Consider the following 18,807-nt stretch of genomic DNA (forward strand, 5'->3'; position numbering starts at 1 on the left):
GTAATAAAGCATAACATAAATTCACAGGCATTAACATCGATAGATACAAACATGAATGTCGTCTGTCGCCCTTGTTTTATGCAAGAATTATACATTTTGTTAACACATCATCAACTGCGACATAGCCTGAAGAAGAGCTTCTTGATGAAAGGCAGAATAAACCGAATTTTACGCCAACCCACCTTCCCGGTACAGCTCTCATTTTTAGTGCCGGAGTGTAGTTTACTCCATCGATACTATAATACATGGTGACACGGTTATCAGGAAACATCCCATCCTCTGAATTGATTTCTCTTTTTCCGATATTTTCTACAACGTACCTGACATAAACAATACCTGACTCAGTAGGTAATACCTTCAAGCACAGACAGTCTTCCTCAGACTTTTCAACAAGTATTCTCCCAAATATCTGGTGTCCTCTAATAACTTTGACAAAAAACTGTGATTTACAGTGGCAAAAAGAAATCACTCCGTAATCCATTCCCAAAGATATCATTCCTGCTTCATCCCCTTGCATAAGTTTTGAAAGAGATAGTCTTGCAGTCCAGGAGAATTCAGAAGCAGGCCATTTCTGAAGAAGGATATTCGGCTGATCACCATAAGCTCCACCCTTCTTAATAGCATGAAGATGCAAGGCATCGTCTTTTATATCAAACCAGGATGAATTCGGGTTAGCATTCCATTGCCATTTAAGGCTAATACGGCCTTCTGAAAAGTCCTTAGAATTATCTGATTCCCGTATCAAATAGGATACTTCTCCGACATCAGGCTTTTTATGTCTGCTTACAGGCTCGCCATAATCGGCATCTGCAACAGGTTTTCCAATTATAGGCCAGTCATTTTCCCATTTCATGGGCTGAAGATGTACTATTCTTCCTGCTGCATATACATCCTGAAAATGTATAAACCAGTTTTCTCCGGACAAAGTATCAATCCATGCACCCTGATGTGGTCCGTTCACTTCACTATTCCCCTGACGCATAACAACTTTATATTCATAGGGACCATAAATATTTTTCGAACGAAGCACCGTTTGCCATCCGGTTTTTACACCACCTGCAGGTGCAAAAATATAATACATGCCATTTCGCTTATACAGCTTAGGGCCTTCGATAGTATGCTGATCATTCTCATTTCCATCAAATACTTTTACAGGTTCACCTATAAGTCCCAAGCCATCAGGTTGCATTTCCTGAATATGGAGAACACTTTTATAGCCAATGCGGCTTTTTGCTACTCCAGTTACCAAATATGCTTTTCCATCATCATCCCAAAATGGGCATGGATCAATCCGGCCTGCGCCTGGACATATGTTTACCGGCTCAGACCATTCGCCGTACGGATCTTTTGCGGTAGTCATAAAAATTCCCTCATCCGGTGTAGGAAAGCATATATAAAACAGACCTTCGCGATAACGTATTGACGGAGCCCATACCCCACAACCATGTACCGGAAGGTCATATCTTTTATTGGGAATCTTTGGTAAAGCATAGTTTATAAGCTTCCAATCAACAAGATTCTTTGAATGAAGAATAGGAAGCCCCGGGGCATTGCTAAAGCTTGAAGCTATCATATAAAAATCGCTTTCAACTCGTATAGCATCCGGGTCAGAATAATCTGAATAGAGGATGGGATTTGTATATGTCCCATCCCCATTATCTGCAATATACATAACAGAACTTAGCCTCTTATTTCCTTTACAGCCTTAACAGCCTCCGCTGTAAGCTGCTCAATCTTTGTAAAATCGCCACTCTTTATAAGATCGGATTTAACCATCCAGCTTCCGCCACAGGCACTGATTTTGTCAAACGAAAGATAATCTCTTAAGTTCTTCTCGTTTATGCCACCTGTAGGCATGAACTTCACTCCGGTGTATGGTGCAGCCATCGCCTTGATCATTGGAAGTCCTCCTGCTTGCTCTGCAGGGAAGAATTTAAGAACCTTAAGACCTCTCTTTACGCCCTGAGCTACCTCTGAGGGTGTTATTGTACCGGGAATAATCGGAATATTTTTACTGATGCAATAGTCTACCACCTCAGGATCAAATCCCGGACTAACAATAAATTTTGCTCCCGCTGATATAGCTTCATCCACCTGCTTTGCTGAGAGAACTGTTCCGGCTCCTACAAACATATCAGGGAAATTTTCTGTCATGGCCTTTATTGCGTCAGCCGCTGCTTCCGTACGGAAGGTTACCTCCGCACACTCCAGTCCACCTTTCATAAGAGCCTCTGCCAGAGGTACTGCATCTGTAACATCATCTATTACAACAACAGGGACTACCCCGTATGTCATAAGCTTATCTATAACCTTTTCCATTTTTGTCTCCTCAAAAAAATTTGTTTTAGGGCTGTTTTCCTATATAAGCAAGGATGCCTCCATCTACATAAAGTATATGTCCGTTTACAAAGTCAGAAGCCTTTGATGCCAGGAAAATGGCAGGGCCTTTAAGGTCATCTGACTCACCCCAGCGCTCAGCAGGAGTCTTTGCAATAATGAAGCTATCAAAGGGATGTCTTGAACCATCACTCTGACGCTCTCTTAAAGGAGCTGTCTGCTCAGTAGCTATATATCCGGGACCTATGCCGTTACACTGAATATTGTATGCTCCATACTCAGATGCAATGTTCTTTGTAAGCATTTTAAGTCCGCCCTTTGCAGCTGCATAAGCTGATACAGTCTCTCTTCCAAGCTCAGACATCATTGAACAGATATTGATGATTTTTCCTCCACCTCTTTTCATCATTGACGGAATAACCGTTTTAGATACTATGAAAGCAGCTGTAAGATCAACATCAACAACTCGCCTGAAATCACTTGCTTCCATCTCGATCATCGGAACTCTTCTGATCATTCCGGCATTGTTAACAAGGATATCAACCTCGCCAACCTCCTTGCATATTCTCTCGTGAAGGCTCTTCACTGCATCCTCATCAGTTACATCACACACATATCCTTTCACAGAATCGAGAAGTCCGTCTTCCTCATAGGTCTTAAGTCCTCTGTCCACAGTCTCCTGTCTGCTACAGTTAAATACTACCTTGGCACCGGCTTCAATATACGCCTTTGCTATTGCATAGCCTATTCCATAAGCAGCACCTGTAACCCATGCCACTTTTCCTTTAAGTGAAAACATATCTTCGCTCATATATCCTCCTTATAAAAGGTCAGTTGCCTTTAGATTGTCCATATCATCAAACTCCTGATTCTCTCCACCCATTGCCCATATGAAGGTATAGTTTGATGTACCTGCTCCTGAATGAATAGACCATGAAGGAGAAATTACAGCTTCCTCGTTTTTCATTACAATATGTCTTGTCTCTCCGGGCTCACCCATGAAATGGAAAACCACCTGATTCTCAGGAATATCAAAATAGGTGTATATTTCCATTCTGCGCTCATGTGTATGAGACGGCATAGTATTCCAAACGCTGCCCTCTTCAATTACTGTCATTCCCATACTAAGCTGGCAGGTCTTCAAAACATTCGGATGAATAAACTGGTTTATAACTCTCTTGTTGCACTCAGCGGTACTTCCAAGAGGTCTCTTTACTGCGTCTGCAAAGGTAAGAAGCTTTGTTTCATAAGAGCAGTGTGCAGGAGCACTTACCATATAGAATTTTGCAGGCTGTTCCTTATCATCTGAGGAAAAAAGAACCTCCTTTGCTCCTCTGGTGATATAAAGGCAGTCCTTGTGTCCAAGGTTGTACTCTGTTCCATCTACATTGATTTTGCCGCTGCCTCCGATGTTAAAAATACCAATCTCTCTGCGTTCCAAAATATAGGAAGTTCCAAAATGAGCGTAAACATCCAATCCATCATCCAATGAAATCTGCTTATTTACAGGCATGCATCCGAAGGTTACCATTCTATCCACATGTGAGTAAACTGCCTTTACCTTGTCTGCCTCGTATAAACCAGTAATCAGAAACTCATCACGGAGCTCGCTTGTTGTATATCTTTTAACATCCCTCTGATTTGCAGAATATCTTATTTCCATAATCAAATACCTCTCATAATTTTTGGCTTAAAACAAAGGATTATCTCTGAACCCTTGCTCCCTTTCCGCCCATAATTGCTTCAACTTCACTTTTATCAGCCATGGTGGTATCACCAGGTGTAGTCATTGCAAGTGCACCGTGAGCAGCTCCGTAATTAACAGCAGTCTCAGCATCACCTGTAGTCATAAGGCCATAGATAAGTCCGGATGCAAATGAATCACCGCCTCCAACTCTGTCCATAATTTCAAGTCCTTTATAGTCCTTAGCCTTATAGATTTCTCCATCTGCAAAACACAGAGCACTCCAGTCATTTACTGTAGCTGTTTTTACTTCTCTTAAAGTAGTTGCCACCGCCTTGAAGTTAGGATAGGTCTTTACAACCTCTCTTATCATCTTCTTATAGCCCTCAATATCAAGCTTTGAAAGGTTCTCATCATTTCCTTCTATCTCAAATCCAAGACAGGCTGTGAAGTCCTCTTCGTTTCCAATCATCACATCAACATATTTGGCAATTTCCTTATTAACCTCTCTTGCCTTTTCTATTCCGCCAATAGCACTCCACATGGATGGTCTGTAATTGAGGTCATAGGAAATAATGGTTCCATATTTCTTTGCAATTTTAATAACTTCAAGAGCTGTTTCACAGGACTGTTCTGATAAAGCAGCATAGATTCCGCCTGTATGAAGCCACTTCACTCCCATTTCACCAAATAGCTTCTCAAGGTCAAAGTCCTCCGGCCTTACCTTTGAAATAGCAGTATTGGCTCTGTCTGAGCATCCCTTTGCACCTCTTATTCCAAAGCCTCTCTCTGTAAAATTGAGACCGTTCCTGCATTCCCTTCCTATGCCATCTGTTTTCATCCACTTAATAAAGGATGTATCTACACCGCCCTGAAGAATCAGATCCTCCATAAGCTTTCCGACTTCATTGTCTGCAAAAGCGGTAAGTACTGTGGTCTTAAGTCCAAAGCATCTTCTAAGTCCCCTTATGACGTTATACTCTCCGCCACCTTCCCATACATTAAAATGTCTTGCTGTTCTTATTCTTCCTTCGCCCGGGTCAAGTCTCAGCATTACTTCGCCCAATGATACTGCATCAAAAACGCAGTCTTTTCTTAAATTAAGATCCATTTTTATCCTCCAACAAAAGATTTATAAAGTTACTCCATCCTTAAATATTGCAATTTCCCGGTAGCCGTCCTCTTCCTGTTTTGTAAATTCCCCACTTGCTACCTTCAGAACATAATCAAGAAGTCTGTCCCCTGCTTCGTCCAGGGATTCCTTTCCTTCCGCCACCGTTCCGGCATTAAAATCTATCCACTTAGCCTTCTTTTCATACAGTGCTGTATTAGTCGAAATTTTCACAGTTGGTGCAGGTGCTCCAAAGGGTGTTCCCCGACCTGTTGTAAACAGAATCATATGTGCTCCTGCAGCTGTAAGATCTGTCGCGGATACCATATCATTACCGGGACCTGACAAAATAGAAAGGCCCTTAGTTTTTACCGGCTCAGCGTATCCAAGAACATCAACTATCTGCGCACTTCCGCCTTTTTGAACACATCCACAGGACTTATCTTCAAGGGTAGTAATTCCACCTTCTTTATTGCCGGGACTGGGGTTTTCATATACGACCTGTCCATGTCCTACAAAGTACTTCTTGAAGCTGTCCACCATATCTATAGCTTTATAAAAGGTCGCACTGTCCTTACATCTGTTAAAGAGTATGGATTCAGCACCAAACATCTCCGGTACCTCTGTCAGAACAGTTGATCCTCCAAGTGATATCAGTCTGTCAGAGAATCTTCCTACCACAGGATTAGCAGTTATTCCGGAAAGACCATCAGATCCGCCGCATTTTAATCCAACAATCAGCTCTGAAGCATCAATTTCTTCCCTGACCGACTCCTGTGCTGCTCTTGCAATCTCTTCAAGAAGCTTTCTTCCTTCTGAAAGCTCATCCTCTACATCCTGACAGGTTAAGAATTTTACCCGTTCACCGTTCCACTCCCGCAGTTCCTCCTTGAACTCAGCCTGAGTAAGGTTTTCACAGCCAAGGGATACCACCAGAACACCACCTGCATTAGGGTGTCTTACAAGAGATGCTAAAACCTTTTTTGTAGTAGCATGATCCTCTCCCATCTGTGAGCATCCATAGGGATGAGTAAAGGCATATAATCCCTCGATATTTCCGCCGACCAGATCCTGATTGTCCTTTGCCAGCTTCTCCACAACTGAATTGACACATCCCACAGTCGGAATGATCCATATCTCATTTCTGATACCGATTTTGCCTTTGGGTCTTCTATATCCCATAAAGGATTTTCCATCAAGCTTTGGCAGGCTGTTTAGAACCGGATGATACTCATACTTTGTGTCCTCAGAGAGCGCAGTTTTAACATTATGGGTATGTACATGACTTCCTGCCGATATGTCGCAGGTTGCAATGCCTATCTGATTACCATACTTAATAACCGGGCTATTCTCCTTAATATTAGTGAGAGCAATCTTATGTCCCCTGCTTATTTTTTCACTCGCACAAAGCTTGTTTTCATCTGCGTTTATACAATCTCCTGATTCTATATCTGCAAGAGCAACCACCACATTATCAAGTGGGTGTATTTTTATACTATTCACCCTGTACCTCCATCATAGCTTCGTACATTCCTTTTTCTCGTATAAGTTTAAGATCTCTGATTACAAGCTCTTTGAATCCAGGCAGCTCTGAAAGCTCTTTGCCCCACATCTTTTCATTATTTATAATCTTAGTTGCCAGAATTTCATCATCAGAATCCTTAAGCTTCAGGAAGTCCTCAAGCGCCCACTCGTCATCCTTTATCAGGAATTCCTTATCTTTTCTGTGCGCGACCAAAGCTCCGTCTCTCATTTCTTCTCCCATGTGGTAGAAATCAAGCAGCGCTGCAAACGAGAATGTCAGTACTTTAGGAAGCTTCTTTTTTTGCTCATAATATTCAAGCACCGTATACATAACTCTTGCCTTCCACTTGGATACTGAGTTGAGGGAAATGCTTAAAAGCTCGTGATCAATATAGGGATTTGCAAATCTGTCTGAAACAGCGGCTGCAAATTCCTCCAGATCCTTCTTATCAAGACCTGTAAGAACCGGGATAATTTCATCATAAAGGGCTTTATTCATATATCCTCTTATCACATCGTCCTGCATGCAATCCCTGACAATGTCCTTACCTGCAATGAAGGCTGCCATTATCATAGATGTATGTGCCCCGTTGAGAATTCTTACCTTTCGCTTTTTATAGGGATCAACATTATTCACCACTATTACGGGAATATCTGCTTTCACAGCCGGAAACTCATCTTCAATAAGCTTTGGTCCTTCAATAACCCAGGCTCCAAAAACTTCAGCAGTATCAATTAAGTTATCCTGATAACCAAGCTCATTACATATAGACTCAGCTTCAGCTCTCGGATATCCCGGAACAATTCGGTCAACCAGTGTTGAGCAGAAATAATTCTCATCTGACACCCATTTAGCAAATTCATCCGGTAGTCCCCAGCTTTCGATGTATCTGTTAACACATCTGTGAAGTTCATCTCCATTCCTGTCAATAAGTTCACAGGACAGAATAATCACTCCGGGAAGTTTGTTGTTATATCTTTCATATAAAAACTGAGTAAGTTTTCCCGGAAAACTGGATGCCGGTCTGTCATCAGCCTTACAGGAAGGGTCATATACAATACCTGCTTCTGTTGTATTGCTGACTATAAACCTGATCTCAGGATTCCTCGCACAGGCTAAAAATTCATCATATTCATCATAGGGATTTATACATCTTGAAACACTTGATATGACGCGCTTTCTGCTCACTTTTTCACCATTTTCCTGGCCTCTTAGAAAAAGTGTGTACAGACCCGCCTGCTCATTTATCATGTCAGAAAGCCCCTGTGCAATGGGCTGGCAAAGAACAACCTTCCCATTAAATCCTGCCTTTTCGTTCATGATATCTATGAAATAATCCACGAAAGCACGAAGAAAATTACCCTCACCAAACTGAAGGACTCTTTCCGGTGCATCCTTAAGTATGTATCCGTCATACCCCTGTTCTTCCAACAGTTTGTAACTAAGCCTTTCCATTTATCTTAACCTCCCCAAAACTTTATCTATTTTTCCGATTACAACAATCGCTATCACCCAATACCGAAATATCTTTTAGCATTATAGAAGGATATACCTGAAACTATCATCTTAAGAGCCTCGTCATCGGCCGGGTACTCACCATTCTCAACAAGATTTCCGATCAGGTTACACATAATTCTTCTGAAGTAATCATGTCTTGTATATGATAAAAACGATCTTGAATCTGTTAGCATCCCGATAAAATTACCAAGAAGTCCGAGACTTGCCAGAGACTTCATCTGCTCTTCCATCCCCTGCTTTGTATCGTTGAACCACCAGGCAGGTCCGTGCTGTATTTTTCCCGGAATCTCCGAGGACTGGAAACATCCAAGAATTGTTCCAATCTGCTCATTGTCAGCAGGGTTCAAAGAGAAAATAATTGTTTTCGGAAGTTCTCCCAACTTATCAAGCTCAGACATTAATGCTGCAATGTTTCCGCCGCAGGTATTCTGAGAAATCATGTCAAAGCCTGTATCCGGGCCTTCAAGCCTGTACATTCTCTCATTTACGTTTCTAAGGCAGGAGTAGTGAAGCTCCATTGCAATGCCGTGCCTGTGATATGCTCTGCCCAGTGCAAGAAGCAGTGCTGTCTGATATCCTTCAGCCTCCTCTATCGTAATGCGCTCACCCTTCATAGCCTTTTTAAATGCTTTATCACATTCCTCCATACTCATCATTCGGAAAGGGATATAATCAAGACCATGATCAGATGCCACACACCCGTGATTGGCAAAAAACTCTACTCTATCTGTCAGCGCATCTATAACGTCAGTAACTGAATCAAGCGACTCTTTTCCTACAGCCCTGGCAAGCTGTCCAATATATTCAGCAAAGCCTTCCTTTGTGATGTTAATAGCCTTATCCGGTCTGAATGAAGGACGTACAAGAAAATCTATGCTTTTATCTTCTGCAATTTTTTCATGCCAGATAAGAGAATCAATGGGATCATCGGTTGTTCCTACATAAGCTACGTTACTCTTTCTTATAAGTCCTCTAACCGACATGTCAGGATCATTTTTTAGGAGATCGTTACATTTATTCCAGATTTCTTCTGCATTAGCTTCATTTAATGGTTCTGTTATTCCGAAGTACTTCTTAAGCTCTAAGTTGCACCAGTGATACATCGGATTGCCAATTGCCTTTGTCAGAGCCTTTGCAAAGCCCTTGAATCTGGAAAGCTCATCCTCTCTCCCGGTTATGAGCTCCTCGGGCATCCCATCAGATCTCATAATTCTCCACTTGTAGTGGTCTCCAAAAAATGAACCGTCGCTCTGTTTTCCTCCAAACCACACATCTCCAAGGCTTTCAAAACGCTTATCCTCATATATCTCCTTAGGTGATATATGGCAGTGATAGTCTATTATCGGTAAATCCTCTGCATAATCGTGAAAAAGATGCTTAGCGGTATCTGTCTGTAACAAAAAATCATTATCCAAAAACTCTTTCATAACCGGTCTCCACTTCTTAAATTTGATTGCCATAATGCAATGTTAGTACCTTAAATTCTTTTTTTATATATGTTTGGCGTTTTAAACCAACTTATGCAACAAGTAAAACAACTTTTACAATCTTTTTGACACTATATTTTTTCATACAGATTCTGTACAAATTCCCTTGTAGCTACTGCATTCTCAGGCTTGGTATTCTCCAGTGTGCACTGTATAAAGGGCTTATATTCCTTTATTTTTGAAAGCAGTAATTCGTAGTTAAGGCCGCCCGTTCCGGAAGGAACCGATATAAGTTCATCTCCATCAGTTACAAAATCCTTCAAATGGATAACAGCTATGTCATCCCGCAGTATGTCAAAGGTTTTGACTATTATCGAATCCTGTTTTTCAATATTACCCTTATAGAGCATGTTCACAGGATCAAATATAATCTGCAGATTAGGGCTTCCAATCTCATCAAGAACGTATCTTGCCTGCTCCGGACCATACACAATATGCTTCCACACAGGCTCAATTGCTACTATTACCCCAAATTGCTCTGCAGCCCTTACGACAGGCTTTAGATTTTTAATGAAAATATCAAGAGCAGTCCTATCATGATTCGCGGGCTCGTATTTGTAGGCTGCGTTTACCGCTCCTGTCTCTGTTCCGACAACTCCTGCCCCCAATATACCTGCAAATCTCATGTAGACAATATACTTATCCGTTATCTCCTTTAAAGCCTCCGGGTCAGGATGAGCTAAGTTCAGATAATTGCCAAGTACAGCAATATTTACAAGATTCTCATCGCATAATCTCTTTATGTACATTGCAAGCCCCGGTGTCATGGAGCTTTTGTTTATTTCGAACTCCTTTATGGATTTCGAAAGTGCCATATGTATACAGTCAAATCCCTGTTTTTTTATATTTGGTATAAGCTCATTAAGTGGCGCATATTCTGCATCATGGGCCCGTAATCCTATCTGCATTTTTCACCTCTTTGTAATCAAACGGATAGCCTTTAAAAATATTGCAGGCCTATAGCCTGCAATTATCAACTTCACTGACAAGCTCATCAGCAAGTGTGTTTATTCTTTCGGCTTCCTCATCATCTAATATTTTTACCCATTTATTTTTGCCCAATAGATCACAAGGTCTTCCATCATGTAGCTTTGATCCGTACTCAGCAAAAGCAGCCATACTGTCCTCTGTTTCTATTGCATTCCACTCACAAAATCTAAGAGGATTTATAGCTTCATCATATCTGCAATTTAAAAATGCAGCCTTTCCCTCCGGTCTCCATGGCCTCCCAAGAAATACCGACTCCTTAGAAATCCCCTCTTCTCCATGAATAAAACAGTTTCTAAACACAAATCCTATTGCTCCAAGATTTTCAGAGGGCGCAGTAATATACCCATTAATCTTCTTTTTCCTGTTCATAGACACTATTTCGCATTCATCAAAAACGGCGTCAGCTCCCCCGAAAATATAATCCACATCTCCCTTTATTACGCAGTTTTTAAAGTATTGTCTTGTGTTCTTGATATCCCCGAGCATCCTGGGGCCAAAAAAGCCTCCGGGTTGACGCTCCTTCAAAGGATGTGGTGCAAGAAATAATGTGTCCTGTCTTGAGCTCATGCACACATTTTCCATGTACACCCGGTCCGAATCCGAATATACAGCAAGGGCCTGACCTATATCCTCTCCCCAGCCGGCTGTATTTTCGATGGTCAGATCAGACAAGCGTGCAAACTCCCCTGTTATAAACAAAGTCTGGGTTCTAAAGGTTCCACGCCTGGAATTATCTTCAAGAATTTCCTCTGCACTTGCATTTCCTCTGATAATGGTTTTGTGCATCCCTGAGCCTACAATGTTTATATTTCTTTTCTCAATGTGTAGTCTTTCATTGTAGATACCCTCTGCAATACTTATAATCGCAGGCATATCATAGGGAACAGCCTGAATGGCTTCTGTTATGGTATGATAGTCACCGCCTGGTCCTACATTTACTCTCATCCCTGTTTTCATACTCTTAACTCACCCAAAAATCAGGTTATCCTTTTCAATTTGCTCTACACCATTTAAATCTTCTTTTGAATCTACAGATCCTTTGATATGCACATTCTTCAGAATAAGCTTTCCGACATTCCTGGCAAAAATTCCGCGGCCACTCATCTTATCGATTCCATCCATCATAACCGGATATTCAGCCTCTCTTTTGGTCTCTTCTTTATAATCTGCCTCTATATCCTCAAGAGTTACTGTTCCTACCTTCGATTCAGGCAGACCGTATACTGTAAGAAGACAGACCTCTGTGCCGGTACATTTAATATTCTTTGCGGATATATCCTTAATCTCCGGGGTCATGTCTGTTATTTCAAGAGCTTCTTTGCTCTGACAATAATCACTATGGCCGTCAGGGTCACAGAAATAAAACATGTTGATAGTAAAAGGCATTCTCACATCCTCCATACTTATGTTTTCGAATCGAATGCCTTCAATTATTGAGCGTTTTCCTCTTCCCCTTCTTGTCTTAATTCTTAATCCTCTGTCAGTGGAATCAAAAATACACTTTGTTACAGTTACGTTCCTGACACCGCCTGCACATTCACTTCCAACAGTGACACTTCCATGCCCCCTGTTCAAAAGACAGTTTCTTATATCAATGTTTTCTGTCCGTTTATAGTGCTTCAAAGCCATGTAATACTTACCTGACTTAATTGCTATGCAGTCATCTCCAACAGAAATATTCGCTCCAGCAATAAGCACATTTTTACAACTCTCCGGATCTATGCCATCTGTGTTAGGTGAATTATCCGGATTCTTTATATATACCTCTATAAGCTTAATATCATCTGAATAGTATGGATGCACGGTCCATGAGGGTGAGTTCCTAAGCTCAATGCCAACAACTGTGATATTCCTGCAGCCATTCAAAAAAACAAGTCTTGGTCTATAGGCACCGCGTTTTTCCTTGGGCTTTTCCCACCAGTCACCGTTTTCGGCATTTCCATCTATTATTCCGCTTCCAAATATTCGAACATTTTCCACTCCTATACCTGTTATCAGCGATGCAAAGGACGATAATGGATTGCCTTCCCAGCTTCCAAGGTTATACTCCTCATTTTCATCTGTTCCCAATGTCATTCCGGGAAGAATCGGATACAGGCTTCGATCAGTAAGTCCCTTTATGACTGCCCCTCGATCTATCCATATATTGATATCGCTTTTTAGGAAAAGAGGTCCTGTAAGATAGATTCCTTTTCCGATATGAACTGTACCATTTATAGGACATGCACTTATGGCCGCCTGCAGGTAAACAGTATCATTAGTCACCCCATCTCCGGCAGCTCCAAAGTCCTTAACTTCCAAAAGTACACTTTCCTTTTTTGTTGTAACTGTCTTTACCGTTTCCACTTCTCTATCTGAGTTGTCACAGCTTGCAGCTATCTCTATTTCATACTCAGTATCCGGAGAAAGATCTTTTAAAGTGAAAACATTTTTTATAAAGTCCCCTAGAATTTTCCCATTTAAGGACACCCTTACAGGGCTCCTTGTTTCATAAGAAAAGTCATTATCAAGTTCAATACAGATGCTTCTGCATCCGATATCAATCACATTAAAATTCATCTAAAATTCCTTCTTTTATCAGGCTTAGAATTTCTGTATATAGCAGTAAAAGTGGAGCTGTTCCCTTGGCATCATTCTCAACAACAGGTTCACCAAAATAGTATTCAAGGGATCCATCTCTTCTATCCTTACCACCCAAGCCTGCAACGAGGCAAATTCCGCCAAGTCGCGGAAGCCCTTCCTCATTTTTTGAGAGATATCTGTTTGTTATTCCAAAGAAAATGCTCTCTGCAATCTGTGCATATCGCTTCGGCAGGAATTTGAGTCTTACTCCCTTGGCAATGGCATAGGCTATAAGTGCTGATCCCGAGGTTTCAAGGTAATTGCCGGCTTCATCTGCCTTATCTATAACCTGATAAAACATAGAGCTCTCATCGTCCATGTACTTAAGCAGTGTGTCTGCGAGCTCCCAAAATATATCCTGCAGAGTTCTGTATTCGTAGTAGAGCTGCTCTCCCATTGCTTCTGCTGTATCCACAAGAGCTGCCATGAACCACCCTGTAGCTCTAAGCCAGAAGTTTTTGCTGCAGCCACTCTTCTCATTAGCCCAGTACATTTCCCGGGACTCATCATATCCGTGATAATACAAGCCGGTTTTTTCATCTCTCATCAGCCTCTTCACATTTTCAAACTGATGAAAGCTGTCAAGACATCCATTCATTTTTCTGTACCGTCTCTCATATTCCATGTAAAAGGGCTGTGCCATATACAGACCATCCAGCCAGACCTGATTGGGATAAATCTTTTTATGCCAGAAATTCCCTTCCTTTGTCCTGGGCATGGTCTCAAGCTGCCTCCTCACCGTGTCCATGGCTTTTCTATATTTTTCCCTGCCTGTAAGATTGTAAAGCGAGAAAAGATTACAGGCAGGTCTTACATTATCAAGGTTATATTCTTCTACGTCATAGGTAGCTATTGTTCCATCTTCATTTACATAAAATGAAACAAAGCCATCAGCAAAGTCCAGGTATTTCTTTTCGCCTGTTATTGCATATAGTCTGAGCAATGCAGTGATCATACAGCCATCAATGTAATTCCATTTATTAGGCTTACCGCTTCGCACCTTTTCAATGTTCCACATAGGATGCTCCGGATCTGATCCTGACATCAGATAATTCACATATTCATTTAATAGCTCCGCTGTTTCCCGCCTTGTCATTCAAGACTCTCCTTCATGTAATAGAAATAACCTTTTAGCTCCATGAGCTCTTCATATGTTCCTCTTTCTATTATTTTTCCATTTTTCATTACAATTATCAGGTCAGCATTTCTTACGGTTGCAAGCTTATGCGCAACGATAAAGGTTGTACAGGTCTTCGACATACAGTCGAGAGCACCCGTAACCTCTTTTTCTGAAATCGCATCAAGGGCAGAAGTTGCTTCATCCAAAATGATTACCTTTGGATTTCTGATAAGTGCTCTTGCAATTGATATTCTCTGTTTCTGCCCGCCTGATAATCTGTCTCCGTGCTCACCTACAATTGTGTCTACACCATCAGGCAGCTTATCTATAACCCGGCTAAGACCGGATTCTCTTATTACTTTTTCAAACAGTTCATCAGAAACGCCTGTGCTTCCATAGAGAATATTTTCTCTGATTGTTCCTGAAAACAGCGCCGTACTCTGTGGCACAACTGCCAAAAATCTTCTATAGCTCCTAAGGTCAATCTCATCAATCGAATGTCCGTCGATAAGGAGTCTTCCTCTGGTAGGCAACATAAAACCTATAAGGATATTTAATATAGTAGATTTTCCTGCACCTGATTCTCCAACAAAAGCAATAGTCTCACCGCTCTTAACCTCCAGATTAAGGTCTTCAAGAACAGCCATTTCACCTCCGGGATATGAATATCCCATGTTTTGGAAGGAATAATCGCCCTTGAGATCATTAAGTACCGTCTTTCCTTCATTATCTTCCACTTCGTCAGCTGCAAGGACCTCACCTATACTGTTAACTGACTCCAGTCCCTTTGAAATTGTAGGGAGCAGATTGAGTAATCCCGTAACATAGCCGACAATAGTGGTGAAATAGGTCTGATACAGAACCACATCTCCGGTACTTATAACCTTTTTCATAGCAAGAAAGGCAGTAAACACCAGGCATAGTACCTGAAAGAACTGAAAAAATGCCCAGCTGACCGCTCCGAAATTAGTCTGAACCATATCCAGCCTGTAGCCTTCAGCAGCTATTTGGTACATCTGCTCATCCATTCTGTCTGTAGCTTCTGCCTCAAGAGCGTGTGCTCTGGTCACCGGAATAAGCTCGATCATCTCAGATATTTTTGCAGATGTCTTTTCAACCTCTTTTCTGAACCTTTGATTGTGGGCCTTTATCGGCTTTTTAAAAACGTAAACAAGAACTGCAGCCAGAGGAACCATCAAAAGAAAGAACAAAAACACCACTTTACTTTTAAAAATCGTAACTGATAATGCTACAATTACATTTATTATAATATTCAGCAGATTGACAAAAATCTGATCCGACAGCGTTTCAATTGCTTCTACGTCCCTTATTATCTTGGACTGAAGTCGCCCTGACTGAATATCCTTTTCAGATAATATGGTCATTGTCTGAAGCTTATGTACCAAAGCACTCCTTAGCCCTGCCTCGACATTTCTTACAGCAGATGCTCTAAAATGCATGTGCAAATAATTCATCGGTACATTAAGTATAAGCAAAGCTATCAGCACCGCTGCATTAAGCAAAATCAGACCGGTTGTATTTTCATATCCATCCACTACATAATTTATAATGTTGGCTGTAACTATTGGCGTTAACCATACAGGAGAATGCTTCACTGTATAAAAAATTATCGATAGAACAAAATTGTGGTAATAGCCTTTATAAAAAGCTATAAGTGCCAGTAATGGCTTTGCTTTATATTTTCTATAGCTTTTTTCAAGCCTTTTTGCTGTATCTTCCGTTATCTCCTTCATGCTTTGCGTATTCCAGTCCCACTTATAATCATCAATAATCACATATCAGCCACGGCATACTCATCTGCCACACCTTCATCCTGTAAATTCCTGTCATGAACCATATCAAGTTCTTTTAAGACACTTTCATCAATGAGAGATGAAAAGGGCTCTCCTGCTTTAATTATTTCTTTTGCCAGAAGTTCCCCAAACTTCATTGCTCCTTCATATTTAAGGTGTGTATTGTCAGTAGAAAGGCCTTCAGGAAGCCAGAATACCTCACCTTTTTTTACATGCATAAAATACTTCTTGGTTTCCTCGTCACCTGTCCTCTCGATAAACTGCCGACTAGCCTTGAACAAATCGACAATCGGAACCTCATACTTTTGTGAAGCTTTAAAATATGCCTCCACATAAGGCTCATGCTCCGAGATTTTTAAACGTTTATGATCATCCTCAAAACTTCTTCTTTCCAACGGTGTAATAAATAGGGGGATTGCACCGCGATTTCTGGCAACATTTACATACTTCCCAAGGTTATCAATAAAGTCCGTATTTGGATCTGTATATCTGCTAAGATCAGTTATCTTTTCATCGTTATGTCCAAACTGAATGAAAAGATAATCTCCTTCTCTTATTTCCTCATCAATCCTTGCAAGTCTGCCCTGATCAATAAAGCTTTTTGTACTTCTTCCATTTATCGCATGATCGTATATTACTACATCCGGCATTGTATATCTGTCGAAGGCCTGTGCAATTCCGGTCTGGGGGTATTTATTTGCCTTATTGCAGGTATTGGTGGAGTCACCTGCCCAAAATATTATTCGCATAAATTATTCCTTTACAGCACCGATATTTACACCCTTTACGAAATACTTCTGCAGGAACGGATAAAGTGCCATAAACGGAAGTATTGCACATACAATAGCTGAATAATACAGCGTATTCTGCGATACGTTGAAGGATGTTGTAGGTGTATCACCATCCATGACCATAACTCTTAAGATATACTGGAAGTTAACCTGGTCACGATTTGTGATGTAGATCTGAACTGTTGAATAGTCATTCCATACTGTTACCGCAAACATAAGACCGATGGAAGCAAGTGCTGCCTTTGAAAGGGGAAGCACAATCTTAAAGAAAATTCCCATAGGTGTGCATCCATCAATTTTTGCTGCCTCAAATAGTGATCCCGGAATGCCCTCAAAGAAGTTCCTCATAAGGACAAGATTGTAGACATTCATACCATGCTTAACCACAAGGATCCACATGCTGTTTACAAGGTGGAGCTTCTTCATTACAAGGTATTCAGGTATCATTCCACCTGAGAAAATCATGGTAAACAGAAGGAAATATGCCAGTGCTTCTCTTCCCGGAAGATCCTCCTGGGCCAGTACATATCCTCCAAGTGTTGATAATACAAGTCCGAGAATTGTTCCAAGAATTGTTGTTATAATTGAATTAAGAAAAGGTCTATACAGCTTAGCTGTACTGAAAATCGTTTTATATCCATCAAGCGTTGGCTGTGTGGGCCAAAGCTGGAATTTATATACTCCTACAGCATTGAATGAATCTGCAACAACCTTCCAGATCGGAACAAGTACAATCAGACCGATCAGAATAAAAACCAAATAGTTGATCACGTCGAAAAGGTCCGTCCTTCTCTTGCGACCCACTGCGTATTCTTTTGCTCTAGCCATTGTACCCTCCTTAGATTATTCCGCGTCCGCGGATCTTCTTACTTGCTCTGTTACAAATAATTACCAGCAGGCATCCAACAAGAGACTTAAATAAACCTACCGCTGTTGTGTAGCCATAATTGGGAATTGCTGTCAAAAAGGTTTTACGATAAATATAAGTTGAAATAACATCTGAAACCTCAAAAACTCTGTTGTTATACATAACAAATACAGATTCAAAAAGGTTAAGTACCTTTGCGAGATTAAGAATCAGAACAATAATAATCGTATTTGCCAGTTCAGGAACTGTGACATACCATATTTTCTGAAGTCTTGATGCACCATCAATGTCAGCCGCTTCATATATCTCAGGATTTATTCCGGCAAGAGTTGCAAGGAAAATAACCGTTCCCCATCCTGTTTCTTTCCAGATATTAACGATGTAATATACCCATCTCCACAGCTTGGTCTCATGCATGAAATCAATACTCTGGGATATAAGTCCCCAGCTCTTAAGTGTTTCATTTATAAAGCCTGTAGATGAAGTGGACAAAAACAGAGTAAATACTGCAGCTGTAACTGTCCATGACATAAAGTGCGGGAGATAAATAACTGTTTGCAGAACCTTTTTTGCAAACAGGTTTGCCATTTCATTAATAAAGACTGATACTATAACAGCCGTAAATGTCGTAATCAATAATTTTGTTATTGAGAGCCAAAGTGTATTAGTAAACGCACTCCAGAACTCTGCATCCGAAAACATCTTTTCGAAGTGCTTAAGTCCAACGAATTCAATTTTCTTTAATGTGTAATCATAAAATGAGTATCTTATACCCAGCATAGGCCAATAAAGAGTTATCAGCACATAGATAAATATTGGTAAAAACATGAGGTAAAAGCCTCTGTTATTCCAAATACGTTTTTTCAAAGGTTTTTTATTTATAACCTGCCCTGTTGATGTAGTCTTTTGCGTCTTACCCATTTGTTACCGCCCCTTCAAA

16 protein-coding genes are annotated in these 18,807 nt (G+C 40.9%); all 16 read right to left on the reverse strand.

Annotation, left to right across the window (positions count from 1 at the left end):
* Positions 1–76: 76 nt before the first annotated feature.
* The 16 genes from G587_RS0110255 to G587_RS0110330 all read right to left on the reverse strand — a co-directional run bounded on the left by G587_RS0110255 (position 77) and on the right by G587_RS0110330 (position 18,788).
* Positions 77–1,672: a glycoside hydrolase family 43 protein gene (locus G587_RS0110255; protein ID WP_026492159.1), complete on the reverse strand. Its 1,596-nt coding sequence runs from the start codon at positions 1,670–1,672 to the stop codon at positions 77–79.
* Positions 1,673–1,680: 8 nt separating this feature from the next.
* Positions 1,681–2,319 (reverse strand): bifunctional 4-hydroxy-2-oxoglutarate aldolase/2-dehydro-3-deoxy-phosphogluconate aldolase, encoded by a 639-nt coding sequence (gene eda, locus G587_RS0110260; RefSeq protein WP_026492160.1) that lies wholly within the window; start codon positions 2,317–2,319, stop codon positions 1,681–1,683.
* A 25-nt stretch (positions 2,320–2,344) separates the two neighbouring features.
* Positions 2,345–3,148 (reverse strand): gluconate 5-dehydrogenase, encoded by an 804-nt coding sequence (locus G587_RS0110265; RefSeq protein ID WP_026492161.1) that lies wholly within the window; start codon positions 3,146–3,148, stop codon positions 2,345–2,347.
* Between the two features lie 9 nt (positions 3,149–3,157).
* Complete coding sequence (gene kduI / locus G587_RS0110270; protein WP_026492162.1) at positions 3,158–4,000, reverse strand: 5-dehydro-4-deoxy-D-glucuronate isomerase; 843 nt, start codon at positions 3,998–4,000, stop codon at positions 3,158–3,160.
* A gap of 40 nt (positions 4,001–4,040) precedes the next feature.
* The gene (locus G587_RS0110275) at positions 4,041–5,132 is read right to left on the reverse strand and encodes a sugar kinase (protein ID WP_026492163.1); all 1,092 of its coding nucleotides are present in this window, start codon (positions 5,130–5,132) and stop codon (positions 4,041–4,043) included.
* A gap of 21 nt (positions 5,133–5,153) precedes the next feature.
* Entirely contained in the window at positions 5,154–6,635 is a 1,482-nt protein-coding gene (locus tag G587_RS0110280; protein WP_026492164.1) for a UxaA family hydrolase, read from the reverse strand.
* Complete coding sequence (locus tag G587_RS0110285; protein WP_026492165.1) at positions 6,628–8,112, reverse strand: tagaturonate reductase; 1,485 nt, start codon at positions 8,110–8,112, stop codon at positions 6,628–6,630. The genes G587_RS0110280 and G587_RS0110285 overlap by 8 nt, the downstream gene beginning before the upstream one ends.
* A 53-nt stretch (positions 8,113–8,165) precedes the next feature.
* Positions 8,166–9,602: a glucuronate isomerase gene (gene uxaC / locus G587_RS0110290; RefSeq protein WP_026492166.1), complete on the reverse strand. Its 1,437-nt coding sequence runs from the start codon at positions 9,600–9,602 to the stop codon at positions 8,166–8,168.
* Between the two features lie 131 nt (positions 9,603–9,733).
* Complete coding sequence (locus G587_RS0110295; protein WP_026492167.1) at positions 9,734–10,570, reverse strand: sugar phosphate isomerase/epimerase family protein; 837 nt, start codon at positions 10,568–10,570, stop codon at positions 9,734–9,736.
* A 49-nt stretch (positions 10,571–10,619) separates the two neighbouring features.
* Positions 10,620–11,609, reverse strand: a complete 990-nt coding sequence (locus tag G587_RS0110300) for a pectinesterase family protein (RefSeq protein ID WP_026492168.1) — start codon at positions 11,607–11,609, stop codon at positions 10,620–10,622.
* A 9-nt stretch (positions 11,610–11,618) separates the two neighbouring features.
* Positions 11,619–13,211, reverse strand: a complete 1,593-nt coding sequence (locus G587_RS0110305; protein WP_026492169.1) for a glycoside hydrolase family 28 protein — start codon at positions 13,209–13,211, stop codon at positions 11,619–11,621.
* Entirely contained in the window at positions 13,201–14,370 is a 1,170-nt protein-coding gene (locus G587_RS0110310) for a glycoside hydrolase family 88/105 protein (protein ID WP_026492170.1), read from the reverse strand. Before G587_RS0110310 ends, G587_RS0110305 begins: the two co-directional genes overlap by 11 nt.
* On the reverse strand, positions 14,367–16,190 hold the full coding sequence (locus G587_RS0110315; RefSeq protein ID WP_242830069.1) for an ABC transporter ATP-binding protein: 1,824 nt from the start codon (positions 16,188–16,190) through the stop codon (positions 14,367–14,369). The genes G587_RS0110310 and G587_RS0110315 overlap by 4 nt, the downstream gene beginning before the upstream one ends.
* The gene (locus G587_RS22330; RefSeq protein WP_081673493.1) at positions 16,187–16,957 is read right to left on the reverse strand and encodes a rhamnogalacturonan acetylesterase; all 771 of its coding nucleotides are present in this window, start codon (positions 16,955–16,957) and stop codon (positions 16,187–16,189) included. Before G587_RS22330 ends, G587_RS0110315 begins: the two co-directional genes overlap by 4 nt.
* Before the next feature lie 3 nt (positions 16,958–16,960).
* Positions 16,961–17,827, reverse strand: a complete 867-nt coding sequence (locus tag G587_RS0110325; RefSeq protein WP_035786355.1) for a carbohydrate ABC transporter permease — start codon at positions 17,825–17,827, stop codon at positions 16,961–16,963.
* 10 nt (positions 17,828–17,837) lie between these two features.
* Positions 17,838–18,788, reverse strand: coding sequence for an ABC transporter permease (locus G587_RS0110330; RefSeq protein WP_026492173.1), 951 nt, complete (start codon positions 18,786–18,788; stop codon positions 17,838–17,840).
* Between the last annotated feature and the right edge of the window lie 19 nt (positions 18,789–18,807).

The organism is Butyrivibrio sp. XPD2002 (assembly GCF_000423945.1).
In the GTDB taxonomy this organism is placed as follows: domain Bacteria; phylum Bacillota; class Clostridia; order Lachnospirales; family Lachnospiraceae; genus Butyrivibrio.

Excerpts from the sequence above, each read along its gene's own strand:
- G587_RS0110330 (WP_026492173.1), bottom strand. The coding sequence starts at position 18,788 with ATGGGTAAGACGCAAAAGACTACATCAACAGGGCAGGTTATAAATAAA.
- G587_RS0110310 (WP_026492170.1), bottom strand. The coding sequence starts at position 14,370 with ATGACAAGGCGGGAAACAGCGGAGCTATTAAATGAATATGTGAATTAT.
- G587_RS0110300 (WP_026492168.1), bottom strand. The coding sequence starts at position 11,609 with ATGAAAACAGGGATGAGAGTAAATGTAGGACCAGGCGGTGACTATCAT.
- G587_RS0110265 (WP_026492161.1), bottom strand. The coding sequence starts at position 3,148 with ATGAGCGAAGATATGTTTTCACTTAAAGGAAAAGTGGCATGGGTTACA.
- G587_RS22330 (WP_081673493.1), bottom strand. The coding sequence starts at position 16,957 with ATGCGAATAATATTTTGGGCAGGTGACTCCACCAATACCTGCAATAAG.
- G587_RS0110295 (WP_026492167.1), bottom strand. The coding sequence starts at position 10,570 with ATGCAGATAGGATTACGGGCCCATGATGCAGAATATGCGCCACTTAAT.
- G587_RS0110325 (WP_035786355.1), bottom strand. The coding sequence starts at position 17,827 with ATGGCTAGAGCAAAAGAATACGCAGTGGGTCGCAAGAGAAGGACGGAC.
- G587_RS0110305 (WP_026492169.1), bottom strand. The coding sequence starts at position 13,211 with ATGAATTTTAATGTGATTGATATCGGATGCAGAAGCATCTGTATTGAA.
- G587_RS0110255 (WP_026492159.1), bottom strand. The coding sequence starts at position 1,672 with ATGTATATTGCAGATAATGGGGATGGGACATATACAAATCCCATCCTC.
- G587_RS0110275 (WP_026492163.1), bottom strand. The coding sequence starts at position 5,132 with ATGGATCTTAATTTAAGAAAAGACTGCGTTTTTGATGCAGTATCATTG.
- uxaC (WP_026492166.1), bottom strand. The coding sequence starts at position 9,602 with ATGAAAGAGTTTTTGGATAATGATTTTTTGTTACAGACAGATACCGCT.
- G587_RS0110285 (WP_026492165.1), bottom strand. The coding sequence starts at position 8,112 with ATGGAAAGGCTTAGTTACAAACTGTTGGAAGAACAGGGGTATGACGGA.
- kduI (WP_026492162.1), bottom strand. The coding sequence starts at position 4,000 with ATGGAAATAAGATATTCTGCAAATCAGAGGGATGTTAAAAGATATACA.
- eda (WP_026492160.1), bottom strand. The coding sequence starts at position 2,319 with ATGGAAAAGGTTATAGATAAGCTTATGACATACGGGGTAGTCCCTGTT.